The sequence below is a fragment of the Daejeonella sp. AP26 genome, assembly GCF_056680515.1.
The window spans coordinates 387,979-405,141 of the sequence record NZ_CM155286.1 but is presented as its reverse complement, the minus strand read 5'-3'; the positions used below and the strand labels follow the sequence as shown (position 1 = coordinate 405,141).

The 17,163-nt window shown below is 41.2% G+C and carries 16 protein-coding genes; 5 read left to right on the top strand and 11 right to left on the bottom strand.

The window, feature by feature from the left end:
- Window positions 1–46: 46 nt before the first annotated feature.
- From AC1MCB_RS01635 to ubiE, 4 genes are all read right to left on the bottom strand, one after another.
- The gene (locus AC1MCB_RS01635; RefSeq protein ID WP_479967003.1) at window positions 47–499 is read right to left on the bottom strand and encodes a GatB/YqeY domain-containing protein; all 453 of its coding nucleotides are present in this window, start codon (window positions 497–499) and stop codon (window positions 47–49) included.
- A 130-nt stretch (window positions 500–629) separates the two neighbouring features.
- A complete protein-coding gene (locus AC1MCB_RS01630) occupies window positions 630–1,385 on the bottom strand; it encodes an SDR family NAD(P)-dependent oxidoreductase (protein ID WP_479967002.1) in 756 nt (251 codons plus the stop codon).
- A gap of 67 nt (window positions 1,386–1,452) precedes the next feature.
- Window positions 1,453–2,184 (bottom strand): type IX secretion/gliding motility protein PorT/SprT, encoded by a 732-nt coding sequence (gene porT / locus AC1MCB_RS01625; protein ID WP_479967001.1) that lies wholly within the window; start codon window positions 2,182–2,184, stop codon window positions 1,453–1,455.
- A complete protein-coding gene (ubiE, locus tag AC1MCB_RS01620; RefSeq protein ID WP_479967000.1) occupies window positions 2,181–2,912 on the bottom strand; it encodes a bifunctional demethylmenaquinone methyltransferase/2-methoxy-6-polyprenyl-1,4-benzoquinol methylase UbiE in 732 nt (243 codons plus the stop codon). Before ubiE ends, porT begins: the two co-directional genes overlap by 4 nt.
- A 441-nt stretch (window positions 2,913–3,353) precedes the next feature.
- Here ubiE and yihA point away from each other — a divergent pair, with 441 nt between their 5' ends.
- The 4 genes from yihA to AC1MCB_RS01600 all read left to right on the top strand — a co-directional run bounded on the left by yihA (window position 3,354) and on the right by AC1MCB_RS01600 (window position 8,117).
- Window positions 3,354–3,968 carry a ribosome biogenesis GTP-binding protein YihA/YsxC gene (gene yihA, locus AC1MCB_RS01615; protein ID WP_479966999.1) on the top strand — a complete coding sequence of 205 codons (615 nt, stop codon included), beginning with the start codon at window positions 3,354–3,356 and terminating at the stop codon, window positions 3,966–3,968.
- A gap of 122 nt (window positions 3,969–4,090) precedes the next feature.
- Complete coding sequence (locus tag AC1MCB_RS01610) at window positions 4,091–4,951, top strand: UbiA-like polyprenyltransferase (RefSeq protein WP_479966998.1); 861 nt, start codon at window positions 4,091–4,093, stop codon at window positions 4,949–4,951.
- Between the two features lie 649 nt (window positions 4,952–5,600).
- On the top strand, window positions 5,601–7,304 hold the full coding sequence (locus AC1MCB_RS01605; protein WP_479966997.1) for a M3 family oligoendopeptidase: 1,704 nt from the start codon (window positions 5,601–5,603) through the stop codon (window positions 7,302–7,304).
- A 162-nt stretch (window positions 7,305–7,466) separates the two neighbouring features.
- Window positions 7,467–8,117: a hypothetical protein gene (locus AC1MCB_RS01600; protein WP_479966996.1), complete on the top strand. Its 651-nt coding sequence runs from the start codon at window positions 7,467–7,469 to the stop codon at window positions 8,115–8,117.
- Between the two features lie 23 nt (window positions 8,118–8,140).
- Here the strand turns inward: AC1MCB_RS01600 and AC1MCB_RS01595 are convergent, their stop codons facing one another.
- Window positions 8,141–8,839 carry a phosphatase PAP2 family protein gene (locus tag AC1MCB_RS01595; protein ID WP_479966995.1) on the bottom strand — a complete coding sequence of 233 codons (699 nt, stop codon included), beginning with the start codon at window positions 8,837–8,839 and terminating at the stop codon, window positions 8,141–8,143.
- 70 nt (window positions 8,840–8,909) lie between these two features.
- Here AC1MCB_RS01595 and AC1MCB_RS01590 point away from each other — a divergent pair, with 70 nt between their 5' ends.
- Complete coding sequence (locus AC1MCB_RS01590) at window positions 8,910–10,619, top strand: APC family permease (RefSeq protein WP_479966994.1); 1,710 nt, start codon at window positions 8,910–8,912, stop codon at window positions 10,617–10,619.
- Between the two features lie 120 nt (window positions 10,620–10,739).
- On the opposite strand, the gene phoU is transcribed toward AC1MCB_RS01590, so the two are convergent.
- The 6 genes from phoU to AC1MCB_RS01560 all read right to left on the bottom strand — a co-directional run bounded on the left by phoU (window position 10,740) and on the right by AC1MCB_RS01560 (window position 17,020).
- Entirely contained in the window at window positions 10,740–11,393 is a 654-nt protein-coding gene (phoU, locus tag AC1MCB_RS01585; protein ID WP_479966993.1) for a phosphate signaling complex protein PhoU, read from the bottom strand.
- Window positions 11,394–11,423: 30 nt separating this feature from the next.
- Entirely contained in the window at window positions 11,424–12,194 is a 771-nt protein-coding gene (pstB, locus tag AC1MCB_RS01580) for a phosphate ABC transporter ATP-binding protein PstB (protein ID WP_479966992.1), read from the bottom strand.
- Complete coding sequence (gene pstA, locus AC1MCB_RS01575; protein WP_479966991.1) at window positions 12,194–13,057, bottom strand: phosphate ABC transporter permease PstA; 864 nt, start codon at window positions 13,055–13,057, stop codon at window positions 12,194–12,196. The genes pstB and pstA overlap by 1 nt, the downstream gene beginning before the upstream one ends.
- Window positions 13,050–13,937 (bottom strand): phosphate ABC transporter permease subunit PstC, encoded by an 888-nt coding sequence (pstC, locus tag AC1MCB_RS01570; RefSeq protein ID WP_479966990.1) that lies wholly within the window; start codon window positions 13,935–13,937, stop codon window positions 13,050–13,052. The genes pstA and pstC overlap by 8 nt, the downstream gene beginning before the upstream one ends.
- A gap of 9 nt (window positions 13,938–13,946) precedes the next feature.
- On the bottom strand, window positions 13,947–14,933 hold the full coding sequence (locus tag AC1MCB_RS01565) for a PstS family phosphate ABC transporter substrate-binding protein (protein WP_479966989.1): 987 nt from the start codon (window positions 14,931–14,933) through the stop codon (window positions 13,947–13,949).
- Window positions 14,934–15,064: 131 nt separating this feature from the next.
- Complete coding sequence (locus tag AC1MCB_RS01560) at window positions 15,065–17,020, bottom strand: KUP/HAK/KT family potassium transporter (protein ID WP_479966988.1); 1,956 nt, start codon at window positions 17,018–17,020, stop codon at window positions 15,065–15,067.
- Window positions 17,021–17,163: the final 143 nt, after the last annotated feature.

Sequence of the window (17,163 nt, the reverse complement as noted above, 5' to 3'; positions counted from 1 at the left end):
ATTTAATGCTAATAAAAATAAGATTTTCCGGACAATTAACAGCTTCCTACAACCCTGCAAGAAGTTCTTTAACCACTTCAGAAATGCTTTTACCATCGGCCTTCCCCGCGAGTTCCTTGTTAACAACTCCCATAACCTTACCCATATCCTTTGCGCCGGCTGCACCGGTACGGGCTATAGCATCCTGAACGTGACTCTTGATAGCATCGCGGTCCATCTGCTTTGGAAGGTAAGCTTCAATCACTTCTAATTCCTCCAATTCAATCTGTCGAAGATCAGGGCGATTTTGCGTAGAATAAATATCTGCCGACTCTTTGCGTTGTTTAACAAGCCTTTGCAAAACCTTAACTTCAGCATCCTCTGCCAAAGTTTCACTGGCGCCCTTCTCCGTTTTGGCGTTCAACAGCGCCGCTTTTATTGCTCTTAATCCCCGAAGACGAACAGTGTCTTTCGCAAGCATAGCAGTTTTAATATCCTGATCAATTGTTTGTTGTAGCATCTTTATTAATTGAGAATTATGAATTAAGAATTATGATTATGAAAAAGAACTTAGTAATACGTGATACTTGATAACTGATAACTGACATCTAATACCTGATACCTAATACCTGATACCTGATACCTAATACCTACCCCTTTATCAAATGACTCGTATTAGCCTGGGCAGTTGGCATAACCAGCATATCGTTAATATTTACATGGGCCGGACGACTAGCCGCAAACCAGATGGTTTCTGCGATGTCCCTTGCATGTAACGGCTCATATCCTTCATACACTTTCTCAGCCCTGCTCTTGTCCCCTTTAAACCTTACCTCAGAAAATTCAGTATCCACAGCACCAGGATGAATACCGGTGACTTTGATTCCATAAGGCAGCAAATCTATTCGCATCGCTTTATTGAGGGAATCAACAGCATGTTTGGTGGCGCAATAAACATTTCCGTTTAAATATGTTTCCTTTCCGGCGATAGAGCCAATGTTGACAATATGCCCCCTCTTACGGCTAACCATCCACGGTGACACCGTTCTGGTAACATACAAGAGTCCCTTAACATTCGTATCGATCATCGTATCCCAGTCATCCGTTTGGCCCTCGTGTATCGGATCAAGTCCCTGGCTCAGGCCTGCGTTGTTCACCAGTATGTCCACCTCTTTCCAGTCGGTGGGAAGGTCATTAAGTTTCAGGACATCTGCTTTGTTCCGCACATCTGCTATTACCGTTTTAACGCGAATCTTAAATTCTTTGCTTAGCCGCTCAGCCAGCGTATTCAATTTTTCTTCCCGGCGGGCTAATAGAATTAGATCGTATCCATTTTCCGCAAACAAAACAGAACAGGCCTCACCTATTCCCGCAGTAGCACCTGTAATAAGGGCAATTTTTGACATAATCGAGATTTCAAGGTCGAAATTAACAAACCTCACGCCTTTAATAAAGATTAAAGTGCTTTTTCTGTTATTCGAAGTAAAGACTAAACTGAAGATTTCGGAGGAAAAGCTTATCAACCGGTCCGGAATAAGGATGATCCTCAGGATTTAAAACACTCTTAAAGGAATTAGCAAGCTTTAACTCTGGTGAGAGTTTAAAAAACTCGAAGTAAAGGTCGAAACCAACCCCGGCTTCATACCATAATACATTTCGGGTATTCTTAACTAATTTTTCAGTCCAGATCTTATCGATATCGTTAGTCTTCTTTTTTGATACGATATCTACAGAGTATTTAGCGCCTGCTAAAAAGTACGCCCTGAAATTCTTGCGACGATCGGACTTGATCTTTATTCCCAACGGAAAATCCACAAGGGTAGACTGCACTTTTTGCTGCACAAAATCTTCCGGCGAACCATACGTATAATCGATAAGGCGGTCTGAAAATACCAAACCAGGAGTAAAACGGATATCTGCGTTTTTGCCGAGGCGATAATTGCTCACGAATCCTAACCCGAAGCCGGGAGAAACCGGAGAACTAATGCTGTATAATGGTGGCTTATTGTCTATTCCGTCGGGATCAGGGAAAATTTCCCGCCAGTTAGACTTTTTCATCACCTTGTATTCCGATGAAATGTATTGAAAAGTGAAGCCAAAATGAAAGGGTTCATCATCAACGCCACCACCCCAGCTCTGCTGTGCAAAAGTACTAGTACTGAAAACTATAATAAAGAAAGACAGCAGACTGAATTTTTTCGTCATTTAACTCCGGTGTATATAGAACAGATCCCAAACATAAGCGGTCTTGCCTTGGTACCGGCAAAGCCTGCATTTTGCATTCTTAACCTAAAGTCCTCACCATCAGGGAAAGCGGCAACTGATTCTGGCAGGTAGGTGTATGCAGTGGAATCCTTAGAAAAAACCCTGCCAATAGTTGGAGTAATATATTTGAAGTAAAAATTATAGCCCTGCTTTACAGGAAATACCCGGGGTTTCGAAAACTCTAAAACAACCAACTTTCCACCAGGCTTTAGTACGCGAAACATATCACTAAGTCCCTTATCAAGGTTCTCGAAATTGCGCACACCAAAAGCAACGGTGATCGCATCGAATGTGTTATCCTCAAATAAGAGCTTTTCCGAATCTCCTAAACGCACTTCAAAAACATCCTGAAGGTTTCGCTTTTGAATTTTCTGACGGGCAACATCAAGCATACCCTGAGAAATATCAACTCCAATGATCTTCGCGGGTTTCAAGATTTGTAAAGCTTCAAAAGCAAAATCGCCAGTACCTGTAGCAACATCCAGCATGTACTGAGGCTTAATGTCCTGCAGTTCGCGAATTGCTTTTTTACGCCAGATCACATCTATCCCCATAGACATAAAATGATTCAGAAAATCATAGGTGCCCGAAATATTGTTGAACATATCGGCAACCTGCTCTTTTTTTGTAGCCTGTGAATTGCTATAGGGAGTAATTTGTTTAGACATAGAGCGGGTAAAGATAGTTAATTTGATAAACTGAGTAGCCCCTGGATCCCTTGATGACTAAAACTTTGAATACTTGACGCTGGTTTGATCAACACGTTAAACAGCACCACTAATTCAAAGAAAACTCTGCAAAGCAAGTTAGCTGATTTACAATAGAAATTGTAAAAGACAGATATCATTCCTGTTCTGTGAAACTCTTTCCTCCTATTTGGACTTGTTTATGAGCTAAAACTGAACAATATTTAATCAACCACTATTAATTCACTTTTAGGATAACTCAATTTCCAATAAGTTTGTCTTGTAAGAATTCGGAAATTATAAGTTACAAGACCTTGTTTCCACAAAATATTTAACGGCGTGATGCGTGTTCGCTAATCGCTTAATGTTCAAAACTTAGCACTAATAGGCCAAAATTTATAACTTAAAAGTACCTTTGCCCTAATGATTATTAAAAGCGCAGAGTTTCAATGCAGTAATACCCGTACCGAAAGGTTACCGCCGCCTCTATTGCCGGAGTACGCCTTTATCGGACGATCCAATGTCGGCAAATCGTCACTGATAAATATGCTGGTGCAAAAGAAGGGGCTTGCAAAGACGTCTCAAACACCTGGTAAAACACAACTTATTAACCACTTTCTGATCAATGAGAATTGGCAGTTGGTCGATCTACCAGGATATGGCTACGCTAAAACGTCGCGGAGCAACCGCAGCGACTGGGAAAAATTTATCCGCTACTATCTCCGTAATCGTGAAAATCTTCAATGTGTTTTTACACTAATTGACAGCAGACTGACGCCACAGAAATTAGATCTTGAATTCTGTTCATGGCTTGGAGAGAACGGAATTCCCTTTGTGCTGGTCTTCACCAAAGCTGATAAGCAATCAAAGGTAAAATCAGACCAGAATATGGCCAAGTTTAAAAAAGCCATTCTTGAGTTGTTCGAAGAGGCTCCTCCGCAATTCATTACTTCTGCCGAAACAGATGAAGGCCGGGATGAAGTACTCGCTTTTATTGATGATCTAAACAAGAAGTTTCAAAAGTTAGAAAAGATTTAAGAGAATTAGGAATTAGGAATTAAGATCAACCACTTAGATTTCAACTCACTTCTTAAATCTCAAATCTCATATCTCCAATCTATCCAATCTAATATCTCAAATCTCATATTTCAAATCTCCAAATGAAGAAATATTTTTCGCTGGTGTTATTTGCCCATACTGTATTTGCACTCCCTTTTGCTTTCATTGGTTTTTTTTTGGCGGTTACTACCACTGAACATGAATTCACCTGGCTCAAACTGGTACTGATGGTATTATGTATGGTATTTGCCCGTAATGCGGCCATGTCATTTAACCGTTACCTTGATCGGGAAATCGATGCTCAAAATCCACGAACTGTTATTCGCGATATTCCATCGGGCCGCATTTCTTCAAATGAAGCTCTAATATTTACTATTATTAATTCCCTGCTTTTTATAGTCGCAACTTTTTTCATTAACCCTCTTTGCCTGGTACTCTCACCTATCGCGTTGGCGGTTGTATTGGGATACAGCTATACAAAACGCTTTACCCCGCTATGCCATCTGGTTTTAGGCCTCGGACTGGCACTCGCCCCTATTGGCGCTTACCTGGTTGTTACCGGCGAGTTTGACCTATTGCCGATCTTCTTTTCCCTGGCAGTTTTATGCTGGGTAAGCGGCTTCGATATTATCTATGCTTTACAGGATGAAGAGTTTGATCGAGAGAACGGACTTAACTCTATACCCGCATGGTTGGGTAAAAAGCAGGCTTTAAATGTTTCATCATTATTGCATGCGCTGTCAGTGCTGTTTATTTCGCTTCCTTTATTATACACTCCTTTAAGCTGGTTCTACATCGCAGGAATTCTATTTTTCATCGTTCTGCTGATCTATCAGCACCGCCTGGTTAAGCCAGACGACTTAAGCAAAGTTGATCGGGCGTTTTTCACAACCAACGGCATTGCCTCTGTTGTTTTTGCCAGTTTCTTCCTATTAGACGTGTATCTTAGAAATCAGTTTTAAACACTATTTAATGCGCTGGTAACACGGAAACATTCTTTTATTAGATAAGCTTTTTCCCCGCTCAATCCCCTTTTAACGATATCCAAATTTCATTGATTAACATAGCCAAAGTGCCGTACTGAGAGTTATAGCCTGATTTGACTTTTCTTAGTCGAGTATCTGTGAATGCATCTCTGAACCTTCATATAGTGGCCAGCTATGCAATCGAATGATCAATATCTAATCGAGTCCGTTTTCATCCTTCATACAACGGTGGCTAAAGTATATTTTTTACTTTTTGACACAGTTCATTTTCCACTCTCCTTACACTCTCCCCCACAACAGGGTTTTTGAGACTTTGCATCGCCATGTCACGAAGCGCCCTTGTAAAGGTTTCCTAGTAGTTTCGTAGTAGTTTCCTAGTAGTATCCTAGTAGTTTGCTAGTAAGAAACTACTACAAAACCTTAACGATCACTTAATTTGATTATGGGATAACAACAACGTTTCCTGATCCGGTTAAGACTGGGTTAGGCATCAGTTTTATCGCGGTGTAGAAAACTTGGAGCTGCTTGAGCTATTCTACTGCTTCAAAAATTGAACTTGCCTGACCTTAGCGTTAAGAACATACTACACATTTCTATTAACTTCGTGGATTAAACTCAACGCAAGATGATTGTTAAGAAAGACAGAAAATATATTCCAGCAACCCTCGAAATTACCTGGGAAACTCTAGAACCTTTATTTAAAGAACTTGAACATCGTAGCATTAACTCAGTTCAAGAACTGGAAAAATGGCTGGCAGACCGGAGTGAATTAGAGGCTGCATTGGAAGAGGATTTTGCCTGGAGATACATCCGGATGACCTGCGATACGACAGACGAAAAATTGCTTGCAGACTTTCAATATTTTGCCACAGAGATTGAACCTAAGATTGCTCCGATCCACAATGAGCTAAATAAGAAGTTCATTGAAAGTGAATTCCTGAAGCAACTCGATAAGAAAAAATATTTTGTTTTAATCAGAAGTATTAAAAAGGCTTTAGAACTATTCCGCGAAGAGAATATTCCGTTGCTGACTCAAATACAAGTTGAACAACAAAAATACCAGGGCATCACCGGCTCTATGTCTGTTACTTTAAACGGTCAGGAGTATACCCTTGAACAAGCTTCGGTATTTCTAAAGGATCCTAACAGAGAAGTTCGCCAGGAGGCCTGGCAAGCAATTACGGCTCGCCGCCTTGAGGCCAAAGAACAATTAGACGAGCTTTTCCAGGTCTTGTTAAGGCTTCGCCACCAGGTAGCTCTAAACGCGGGCTTCGAAAACTTCAGAGATTACATGTTCCAGGCAATGGGCCGGTTTGATTATACTCCTCATGACTGCTACAAGTTTCATGAGGCGATTGAGAAAGAAATCGTTCCTATCATGCATGAACAGGCTGTAAAACGAAGCAAGGCATTAGGCTTGAAGATTTTAAAGCCCTGGGATATGGAAGTGGACATTTCAGGAAAGCCGGCATTAAAACCATTTAATAACGGTCAGGAACTTGTAGATAAGTCTGTTGAGTGTTTTAGCCAGTTGGACCCCTATATCGGCGAATGCCTTTCTATTATGAAGGCCAACAACCTGTTTGATGTGGATAGCCGGAAAGGAAAAGCACCCGGGGGCTACAATTACCCGCTTGCAGAAACAGGCGCCCCCTTCATCTTTATGAATTCGGCAAACTCCTTCCGGGATTTGACTACTATGGTGCATGAAGGCGGACATGCGCTTCATACTTTTATTTCATCGCACCTGGAACTAAATGACTTCAAGCATTTGCCCTCTGAAGTTGCTGAGTTAGCATCGATGAGTATGGAATTGATCTCAATGGATAAATGGGACGTTTTCTTTGATAATGAAGCGGATTTGAAGCGCGCAAAGCGCGACCAGCTTAAAGACGTATTGAAGACCCTGCCGTGGGTGGCCGTGGTAGATCAATTTCAGCATTGGATATATACCAATCCCAAACAAACTCCCGCCGAGCGTGAAGAGGCCTGGCTAAAAATATTTGAACCGTTTGGCAATAACTTCGCCGACTGGACGGGCCAGGAGGATGCATTAGGTAACTTATGGCAAAAACAGCTGCACATTTTTGAAGTTCCATTCTACTACATAGAATATGGGATTGCTCAGCTGGGTGCTATTGCGGTTTGGAAAAATTACAAGGAGAATCCGAAAGAAGGCTTGGAGAAATACCTTGCAGCCCTAAAGCTTGGTTACACCAAAACCATCAAAGAAATATACGAAACCGCGGGCATCGAATTTGATTTCAGCGCTCATTACGTAAAGGAGCTGGCTGAGTTTGTCAAAGCGGAACTGAAGAAATTGGACTGAAGGAAATAGGATTGAAGGAATAAGGAGCAAAGAACAAAGAGTAAGAAAAGATCTGAACCTGTCAGCGGTCTTTTCGTAATCTTTGATCCTTATTCTTTGCTCTTTGCTTTTCCTCCTACCAAAACTTTCTTTTGGTTTTGGAGTTAGGTTAAAAAACTTAACATGAAGAAGCTAATACTCGTTGTCCTTATCCTCTCCTGCCTTCAAACCTTTGGCCAGGGATGGAAAACCGTTAAATTGGATTCTGCTATTTCTTTTCAGCTTCCGGCAGGCTTTAAGAAGGTGAAATCAGATACTGCCAGCAGTTTTAGTGCAAGCACGGCATTCGGAACGATCCTGATTTTTAAGGCAAATGACAATCCGGTTGTAACTCCCGACATCGAAAAAGATAAACATCTCACCGATTATTATAACGACTACATCGAACGGGTTAAATCTTCTTCGGCTTCAGATGGTAAAATCCTCAATGAAAAAGATACACTACTTGGAGAGCTAAGGGTTAAGGATTTTACGCTCCAGATTGATACCGGCAGTGGTGTAGAGATGCGGAAGTTCCGAATACTACATGCAAATAATGCTACTTACGCATTTGAATTTCTGTTCGAGGAGATGCATAAGGAGTATGCTGCAGCTGAATCGGATAAGTTTTTTAATTCAATAAAAGTAAACGAACAGGTTCTTCCTGCAGATCAGTTTACCGCAGTGAATGATGAAAAAAAAGGAATAAGTCCTTATATTGTTGGTGGCGCCATACTGGCCGCCATTGCCTTGATAGCATTTTTATTCATGCGAAAGAAGAAGGCGATTAGCTGATCTGGAAAAGAACTTTTAAGCTCTTACGCGGCAGGTTCATCACTTTGCCTTGGTAACTTAGGTTTGCCGAACAGTCGTCGGTCGAGCGCCTCAGAATGGTACCAATCCGAATTCTCGAGCCACCAAATAAGCTGAAAAGTTAGTATCACTCCAATTACAGAGCCTGCCACTACATCCTGAAAGAAGTGTTGCGAAAGATAAACCCTTGAAAAGGCAGTGATGATTGCAACAGGCAATAAAACCCAATGCTTTTGTTTATGGGGTAAAATGTAGGTCAGCACCACCGCTAACGTAAAGGCCGACGCGCTGTGACCGGACGGGAAACTGTTCCACTCATATAACGGATACTCCTCCAGGGTTCGAATGGGATTAAGTCCTTCAAAAAACTTTGTGGGCCTGGGAGAATTAAAAATTCTTTTAACGATCTGGACAAACAATGCAGACGACGCATACGCCAAAACCGTGACTACACAGTATCGAAATTTAATGAACACCATACCGAAACCTATAAGTACCATGGTCGATGGATTCCCTATCATGGTGATGAATTTAAAAAGATAATCAAAAAACACATGATGGTGCCGGTTAGTCATCAGGAAAAATTCAGCCTTTGGGAAGATCATCTGAATAAAGTAAGCAAGCATTAAAAACACCAGATAGCTTACAACAAAAATCCGGTGCTTGTTTAACAGGCCTAAAAACGTTAGAGGCATTATTTTCATTGTGTTCTTTTCGAAACTAAATATATTTCTATGTTTGGAATAACTTAACCTTCAATAATACAAAATTCCTATGTCGAAAAATTTCTTCCGCAAAAAATCCATCGCTTTAATCATGAGAGATAAGGAAGCTGGATTTTCTGATGCCGAGAATATCGCTGGTTTGCACCGTGTACTTAAGGTGAAAGACTTGACCCTGATGGGTATCGCCGCTGTAATCGGTGCCGGAATATTTTCAACGATCGGAAATGCTTCTTTCCAGGGAGGGCCGGGAGTAAGTCTACTTTTTGTTATTACCGCCGTAACCTGCGGTTTTTCAGCATTGTGTTATGCTGAGTTTGCATCAAGAATACCCGTATCCGGTAGTGCATATACCTATGCCTATGCTTCTTTTGGTGAGCTTATCGCCTGGATTATTGGTTGGGATCTTTTGATGGAATATGCGATTGGTAATATTGCTGTAGCTATTTCATGGAGTGAATATTTTACCAACCTGCTGGAAGGTTTCAATATTCATATCCCACCGTTTCTAACCATGGATTACATGACGGCCGCGCGGGCTCATAATGATTTTGTGGCAGCCGGGAGCGCCACTGGTTTCTCCGAAAAAGCTCAGTATGCTTTGCAAGCGTGGAATATGGCACCGGGATCCGGCAATTTTAAACTAATTGCTGATATACCTGCTTTAGGGATCGTCTTCCTGATCACGTGGCTGGTATACATTGGAATTCGGGAGACTAAAAGGGCAACCAATGCCATGGTTTATTTAAAAGTGGCGGTAGTAATCGGAGTCATTATCATGGGGTTCTTTTACGTCAATCCAGAGAACTGGGATCCGTTTTTGCCAAATGGCTTTTCAGGAATGATGAAGGGGGTGTCAGGGGTTTTCTTTGCCTACATTGGTTTCGATGCCATTTCTACTACTGCCGAAGAATGTGAGAATCCCCAACGCGATTTGCCTAAAGGAATGATCTACTCCCTGATCATTTGTACGATATTGTATATCCTTATCGCACTGGTTTTAACCGGAATGGTTAGCTACAAAGAGCTTCAGGTTGAAGATCCTTTGGCCTTTGTTTTTAAACGCATCGGCCTTGATCAGATCAGCTATATCATATCTGTGAGTGCGGTTATTGCGACCGCAAGCGTTCTGCTTATTTTTCAAATGGGACAGCCACGGATCTGGATGAGTATGAGTCGTGACGGTTTATTACCAAAGAAGTTTTCAAGTATCCATCCAAAATATAAAACTCCATGGTTTGCTACTCTCGTAACTGGTTGTGTAGTAGCCATACCTGCTTTGTTTATGAACTTAACGGAGGTTACCGATCTTACCAGTATTGGAACTTTATTCGCCTTTGTACTGGTGTGCGCCGGGGTGCTGCTGTTACCTAAGGAAGAAATTACAGATGAGAACCGGAAGCGCTTCCGGATTCCATATGTTAATTCGAAGTTCATAATACCCCTATTGTTTATCATTGGAGTATTCTTTTTTCGTAATCAGATCATTGCACTCTTTGACTATAGTGGCGACTGGCATACTTATAAAGATCAATTACCGTATTTCCTGTTTATCATTGCGGCAGCCGTCATGTCTTACCTTTCTTTCACCAAGAGCTTGTCTCTGATACCAGTTCTTGGCTTACTGAGCTGTTTATACTTAATGACCGAACTTGGCTACATCAACTGGCTACGCTTCCTGATATGGCTTGCTATCGGGCTTGTTATTTACTTCAGTTACGGATATCACAAAAGCCGGTTGAACAGTAAAAACATCGTTTAGATAATAAACCTCCTGTGTGTTCTAACGCAGGAGGTTTATTTGTATTAAAGGAGGTCTATTTGTATTAAAGGGAAAGTTGAGGTATTATTAGCTAAGGCCAAGCTAATATTTCGGTCTGCACTACCTGTGTTTCAACACTTTGGCTTCAACTGAGAAGATAATCTCTTCGGCGATGTTCTTACTCTGATCGCCAACCCTTTCCAGCCTTCTAATAGTAGACAGGGCGTTTAAGGCTTGCTCGGTCTTCTCAGGAAATTTCGTTATGTATTCAGCAATATTTTTATTGGCTTCAGCATTGATCTCGTCAAGCCTTTCATCCTTGTGGAAGATACTCCGGGCAAGCTTGGTATCATCTGTTTCGAAAGCGTTCAGAACGTCTTCTACGATATTATTTGCACCTTCAAACATTTCTATCAGTTTGGTGGCCTGTAGTAATTCGTTATCGAACGGTTCTTTCTGACTGATAATATACAGACTGATCCCCTCGGCTATATCTCCAACACGTTCCAGGTTGTTGATAATTTTTAGAGTGGCTAATACAAATCTTAAGTCGACAGCAACAGGTGTATGCAGGGCTAGAATATTCTCACAATCCCTGTCGATCTGCAACTCCATAGAGTTCACCCGCTTTTCATTGGCTACAACCTCTCTTGAGAAATCCTTATCGAAAGTTTTAAAAGAATGGAAAGTCTTTTTCATTTGCGATAAAACAAGCTTCCACATATCTGTGGTTTCAGCTTTAAGGGATTTAATTTCTGATTCTAAATGTGTCATAATTCTACATTTTTAGGTAGAGAGCTTGTCTCAACCAAACCTTCCGGTGATATAATTTTGAGTTGCATCTTTAGCCGGATTGGTAAAGATCTTATCCGTGTTATCGTATTCGATAAGTTCTCCCAGGTAGAAAAATCCGGTTTTATCACTCACACGAGCCGCCTGCTGCATATTATGAGTAACAATAACAATGGTATAAATACTTTTCAAATCATAGATCAGCTGTTCGATTTTAGCCGTAGAGATCGGATCTAAAGCAGAAGCCGGTTCATCCATTAACAATACGGAGGGCTTAACAGCTATTGCTCTTGCAATACACAAACGTTGCTGCTGTCCACCCGAAAGTGCCATCGCTGATTTATTCAGATTATCTTTTACCTCATCCCATAAGGCTGCCTGGTGGAGTGCAGTTTCAACTGCTTCCTGCAAAACCTGCTTTGACTTTTCACCGTTGATCCGTAAGCCAAAAGCGACGTTTTCAAAGATAGTTTTCGGAAAAGGATTAGGTCTCTGAAACACCATACCGATCTTTTTACGGTAAGCATACACATCGATCATGTTCTTATAGATATCAACATCATCAATCATCAACTCCCCTTTGATGGTAACATTCGGAATCAGGTCATTCATCCTGTTGAAAGATCTCAGGAATGTTGACTTGCCACAGCCCGAGGGGCCTATAAAGGCAGTGACCGTATTGGCAGAGATTTTAATCGACACACTCTTTAAAGCTTGCTTTGGTCCATAAAATAAGCTGAAGTCTTTGGTCATTAACTTATACTGGCCGAATTCATTCTCCATTATGCTGTTGTTTTTTTATACCATCTGTTTCTAAGGTATATGGCTATGCCGTTTAATAAAAAGGTAAATACAAGGAGTATTATTATTCCTGCTGCTGCATTAGTAACGAAACCTTGTTGAGGGCGGGATGTCCAGTTATAGATTTGAATGGGCAGAGAAGTAAACTGGTCCATTGGGCCTTCTGGAATGAAGGGCACGTAAGCTAGTGCCCCTACAACTATTAAAGGGGCTGTTTCTCCAATCGCCCGTGATATTGATAATATTATCCCCGTTAATATTCCTCCAAAGGATGCAGGTAATATAACTCGGGATATGGTTTGCCATCTGGTTGCCCCCATACCTAATGAGGCTTCTCTTAGTGAGTCAGGCACCGCCTTAATCGCTTCTCTTGTCGATACGATAATAACAGGCATAATCAAAAGTGCGAGGGTTAGCGCCGCTGACAAGATACTGTTTCCCAGTCCTGCGGTTCTTACAAAAAGCGTAAGTCCAAGTATACCGTAAATAACGGATGGAACACCAGCGAGATTGGAAATATTGATTTCAATAAATTTCGCCAGCTTGTTTTTTGCTCCATACTCCTGCAGATATATTCCGGACATGATACCTATTGGCAAGGCAACCAGAAGAGTAAAAAGCAGTAAGCTGAACATGCCGGCCAGGGCGGTATATATGCCTGATTGTTCGGGAAACCTGGAAGGCAGGTTGAAGAAGAACGACCAGTTGATTCTCCCCAGTCCTTTATAAAGAATATCTCCTATCAACACAACCAAGGTCAACAAACTTAGTCCGGTGCATAGCATTGCAAAAACATTGAAGATCTTATCTTTTGCGTTTGCAGAAAGTAAACTGCGTCTATTCATAGCGTTGCGAATATTTCTTCCTGATCCAGAAACTAATGTTATTTAATAAAAAGGTAAAAAGGAAGAGCGTTATCCCGGCCGCAAAAATGGTACGATACTCCAATGAATCCTGCGGAACATCTCCCATGCTCACCTGTACAATGTAAGTAGTTATGGTCTCAACGGACTCTAAGGGATTAAATGTTAGCTTAGGCTGCTGACCGGCAGCAATAGCTACAATCATCGTTTCGCCAAGAGCCCGGGATATAGCAAGAATCACAGAAACAATAATCCCCGAGTTTGCAGCCGGCACCATGACTTTAAAGGCTGTTTGAAAACGGTTTGCTCCCAGGCCATAGGAAGCTTCGCGTAGTGAATTAGGCACCGCCCGAAGGGCATCCTCACTCAGTGAGGTAATATAAGGAATGATCATCACTCCCATCACAAGTCCCGGTGACAACGCATTAAACCCGGCTAAGTCAGGAATTAACTTCTGAAGCAGAGGTGTTACAAACTGAAGTGCAAAAAAACCGTAAACTACTGTTGGGATAGCCGCCAGCACTTCAAGCAAGGGCTTAACTATCGCGGTGAATTTCTTCGAAGCATACTCGTTTAAATACACTGCAATGGTAATTCCTACCGGTACTGCCACTAAGGTGGCGATAAAGGTTGTTAGGAGTGTGCCGGATAAAAGGGGTAAAATACCGAAATGTTTATCCTCGAAAAGAGGTGTCCATTGTGTATCGGTAACAAAATCAATGATTGATACATCTTTGAAAAATTTGATTGTATCAACTGTGAGAACCACGATAATTCCTACGGTGGTTAGTACAGAAACCAGGCTGCAGAGCAGCATGATGAACTCAATGACCCTTTCAGACTTTAATTTTATTATTGCCATATCTTAGGGTTATTCTGAGAGTAATTGAAGAAGATTAACACCAACTATAGATTTATTTTCCAGTACTGATCCGGTTTTAAAGTTCTTAAATCTCTTATATGAAAGTTGATAGACTTGAGGAGGCAAAGGTACGTAGCCCACTTCCTCCGCCAACTTACCTGCATTCTCCAAATAGAATTTAACGAACTGCTTCACCGCTGGCTTAGCTGCAGACTTTGCATTTACATAGATAAATTCCGGACGTGACAAAGGCTGATAAGAGCCATTTTGTACGGTAGAAGTTGTGGGAAAAATAGCATCGCTCTCATTGGTTAATTTGACAGGGACTAATTTAAGTTTATCCTTGTTTTCTGAATAGTAGGCAAGGCCGAAGTATCCAAGCCCACCAATGTCTGAAGAAACTCCCTGGACAAGTACATTATCATCTTCACTTGCGGTATAGTCGCCTCTTGATGCCTTGGCTTTTCCGTTTATAGCCTCCGTGAAGTAATCATAGGTTCCGGAGGAAGTACCTGCTCCGTATAAGTTTAACGGTACGTCGGGCCACGAGCTACGAACTTGTTTCCAGCTCTTTATCTTGTCTTGACTTTCCGGCGACCACATGATCTTCAATTCATCGGCAGTGATATAATCAACAAAATCATTTTTTGGACTCACTACTATGGCCATACCATCGTAGGATACGGGAATTTCAATAAATTCGATTTTATTCTCCCGGCTGAGTGCTAATTCTGACTTACTGATTGGCCTGGAGGCGTTACTGATATCAGTTTCCCCTCTCAAAAACTTTTTAAAGCCTCCACCCGTGCCTGAGACACCTACCGTCACCCTGATGTCGGGTTCTATTTTTCGGAACTCTTCAGCTGCAGCTTCAGTCAAAGGGTAAACACTGCTGGAACCATCAATGTTAATTCTCCCTTTATAGTGCTTAAAGCATGAGGAACAAACTAAACAAATCAATATCCAAATAAACTTATTGAGTACTATTCCTTTCATTAGTTCCTTCTGAAAATTAATCGTTACCGGATTGTTACCGTCGGGCAAAGATTGAAAGTTAATGTTAACTCAATGTTAACTCAACTTTAAGGCCCCGTTAAGATCCTGTAAACAAATCATGGGGATGTAATTTATTTTTCGATCTTTTCGTAAACCAATCGCTTTAGCTCAGAATTATCAGGCACAGATACTATCAGCGGTACTCTTTCCAGGGTAACAAAGCTTGAATCCAGACCAAAACCAGATTCTTCGGATAAGCTGAACTTTTTGAGGATGAAGTAATAATCCATAATAACCCGCTCAATGAAGGTCAATTTGTTTGAGCGTGAGAGTACTTTCTCTAGTACGATAAACCTGAAATCACCTACAATATTATGTTTATTTAAAGACGTATACTTACTGGTGATATCCACCTCCCCTTTCTTTACGAGCTCTTCAACTACCAACCTGAATAATATATTTATACTTTGCTCAACGCGGAAGCCAAGTTTAAAATCGATGCGGATCAATTTATTAGGGATCAGGAATTCAACTTTGTATTCCTTAGTAAATGGCTCATCCATCACATCCACATGAACCAGCCAGTAAACGTCAGCACGTTTTGGCTGCTTCTGTAGAATAGAATAAATGATCTTGGATTCGATCTCTGATGCGAAATTCGCACTTGTTAAATACACCAGTTGTGAAGCATATTTTGGAACGGAGATATCTTCACTAAGTTCACTTAAAATAGGATAATAATCATCAATCTCCACGAAACGGACATAGCGGTTTTTAATACGTCGTGCGGATGACCAAGCCCACATAATTGATAGTAAAATACAAGCTAAAAGCAGGGTAAACCAACCGCCATGGAGGAACTTAGCTAAGTTTCCAACCATAAAGACAATTTCTATAAATCCATAAACAGATACAAAAAGAACAATCAAGTAATTCGGTACTTTTTTGCGTTTGAGGAACATGGCTACGAGGATAGTAGTCATTAAAAACGTCAGGTTTATAGCCAGGCCATAAGCTCCCTCCATATTCTTTGATTCCTTAAATATCAACACTACTATTATACAGCCGATCCAGAGTAAAGCATTAATTGAGGGCACATATAACTGTCCTTTTTGATTACTTGGATAATTAATTTTAACCTTAGGCCATAAATTCATTCGTACAGCTTCAGAGATTAAGGTAAATGAACCTGCGATCATTGCCTGACTGGCAATAATAGCGGCAGCGGTGGCTATACAAATTCCAAATATCAGAAACCATTCAGGCATGAGACTATAGAACGGGTTTTCACCACCTAATACAGTCCCCTGGTGCTGCCATAGCCAAACTCCCTGACCAAAGTAGTTTAGCAACAGGCAAATCTTTACAAAGATCCAACTGATACGGATATTCGAACGGCCGCAATGACCGAGGTCGGAATACAAAGCTTCGGCTCCGGTTGTGCACAGAAAAACCGCTCCCAGTATAAATAAGGCATTGGGATTGGTGAGCAGGATGTGGTATGCATAGTAAGGATTAACTGCCTTTAAAATCTCCGGAAATTGAAACACATACACCGCCCCAAGAACAGCCATCATCCCAAACCATAAAAACATTAAAGGCCCGAAGGCCTTTCCAACGAACGATGTACCGAACTGTTGAATCAGAAAGATACCCGAGATGATTACAATAACGATTGGAACAGTAGTTAGGTTGGGATAGAATGCCCTAAGACCTTCGATTGCTGAAGACACTGTAATTGGCGGTGTGATCATTCCATCGGCCAATAGTGCCGCGCCTCCGATCATCGCAGGTATGACGAGCCACTTCGCCCTTCGCCTGACCAGTGAATAAAGAGAAAAAATGCCACCTTCACCCTTATTATCCGCTCGTAATGTGATGATTACATACTTTATCGTAGTTTGCAGCGTAAGGGTCCAGAATATACAGGAGAGCCCGCCAAGAATAAGATCAGTGGTGATTATGCCGTCTGCAACAATCGCCTTGAAAACATATAGAGGGGAAGTACCTATGTCTCCGTAAATAATTCCTAAACTAATAAGTAACCCACCAGCGGTGAGTTTATGCAGGTTTTTATTTGTAGACATTTTTAAGTTTTAATCCCACAAAAGTACAATCTTGACATGAATATTACTTCAATGATTAAAGTACAGTCTCATGTTGTAATTGTTAGAGACAATTAACAAAGGTGTTAAAATATGTTAAAAATTGATTATTGAAAATTTGTGTA

Excerpts from the sequence above, each read along its gene's own strand:
- AC1MCB_RS01635 (WP_479967003.1), bottom strand. The coding sequence starts at position 499 with ATGCTACAACAAACAATTGATCAGGATATTAAAACTGCTATGCTTGCG.
- AC1MCB_RS01630 (WP_479967002.1), bottom strand. The coding sequence starts at position 1,385 with ATGTCAAAAATTGCCCTTATTACAGGTGCTACTGCGGGAATAGGTGAG.
- porT (WP_479967001.1), bottom strand. The coding sequence starts at position 2,184 with ATGACGAAAAAATTCAGTCTGCTGTCTTTCTTTATTATAGTTTTCAGT.
- ubiE (WP_479967000.1), bottom strand. The coding sequence starts at position 2,912 with ATGTCTAAACAAATTACTCCCTATAGCAATTCACAGGCTACAAAAAAA.
- yihA (WP_479966999.1), top strand. The coding sequence starts at position 3,354 with ATGATTATTAAAAGCGCAGAGTTTCAATGCAGTAATACCCGTACCGAA.
- AC1MCB_RS01610 (WP_479966998.1), top strand. The coding sequence starts at position 4,091 with ATGAAGAAATATTTTTCGCTGGTGTTATTTGCCCATACTGTATTTGCA.
- AC1MCB_RS01605 (WP_479966997.1), top strand. The coding sequence starts at position 5,601 with ATGATTGTTAAGAAAGACAGAAAATATATTCCAGCAACCCTCGAAATT.
- AC1MCB_RS01600 (WP_479966996.1), top strand. The coding sequence starts at position 7,467 with ATGAAGAAGCTAATACTCGTTGTCCTTATCCTCTCCTGCCTTCAAACC.
- AC1MCB_RS01595 (WP_479966995.1), bottom strand. The coding sequence starts at position 8,839 with ATGAAAATAATGCCTCTAACGTTTTTAGGCCTGTTAAACAAGCACCGG.
- AC1MCB_RS01590 (WP_479966994.1), top strand. The coding sequence starts at position 8,910 with ATGTCGAAAAATTTCTTCCGCAAAAAATCCATCGCTTTAATCATGAGA.
- phoU (WP_479966993.1), bottom strand. The coding sequence starts at position 11,393 with ATGACACATTTAGAATCAGAAATTAAATCCCTTAAAGCTGAAACCACA.
- pstB (WP_479966992.1), bottom strand. The coding sequence starts at position 12,194 with ATGGAGAATGAATTCGGCCAGTATAAGTTAATGACCAAAGACTTCAGC.
- pstA (WP_479966991.1), bottom strand. The coding sequence starts at position 13,057 with ATGAATAGACGCAGTTTACTTTCTGCAAACGCAAAAGATAAGATCTTC.
- pstC (WP_479966990.1), bottom strand. The coding sequence starts at position 13,937 with ATGGCAATAATAAAATTAAAGTCTGAAAGGGTCATTGAGTTCATCATG.
- AC1MCB_RS01565 (WP_479966989.1), bottom strand. The coding sequence starts at position 14,933 with ATGAAAGGAATAGTACTCAATAAGTTTATTTGGATATTGATTTGTTTA.
- AC1MCB_RS01560 (WP_479966988.1), bottom strand. The coding sequence starts at position 17,020 with ATGTCTACAAATAAAAACCTGCATAAACTCACCGCTGGTGGGTTACTT.